The sequence below is a fragment of the Desulforhopalus sp. IMCC35007 genome (assembly GCF_005116575.1).
Taxonomy (GTDB): Bacteria; Desulfobacterota; Desulfobulbia; order Desulfobulbales; family Desulfocapsaceae; genus Desulforhopalus_A.
This window is the reverse complement of the sequence record NZ_SWCN01000091.1, coordinates 1-366: the sequence shown is the minus strand read 5'-3', so window position 1 is coordinate 366 and position 366 is coordinate 1. Positions and strand designations below refer to the sequence as shown.

The window sequence follows — 366 nt, the reverse complement described above, 5'->3', positions numbered from 1 at the left end:
GACGCATTGGTATATAGGTTATATCAGCACACATTACTTGATTTGGTCTATTTATGTCCAATCCTCTCAGTCGATAAGGAAAAATACCCGACGGTCCACCAGGGATTGTGGTTCTTTTTCGAGGGTAGACAGCTTCAACACCCATTACCCGCATTAACCGACGGACCCGTTCTCGTCCTATCTTTTTCCCAGTTGACCGCCGCAAGTATTTGTACATGCGACGCGATCCTGCTGAGGGATCATCTAAGTGCAATCGATCTATCTTTTCCATAAGCTGCAGATTCTCAGCAGATTCACCAGACAGCTGGTAGTAAACCATAGATCGAGGTACATGAAGCAGTCGACATTGGCAACGAATGCTCAGTC

Annotated in this window: 1 protein-coding gene; it reads right to left on the bottom strand. The window is 46.2% G+C overall.

Annotation, left to right across the window (positions count from 1 at the left end; translation table 11 throughout):
- On the bottom strand, positions 1 to 271 hold a 271-nt coding region (locus FCL48_RS24750; RefSeq protein ID WP_240744981.1), incomplete at its 3' end, for an IS3 family transposase.
- Between the last annotated feature and the right edge of the window lie 95 nt (positions 272 to 366).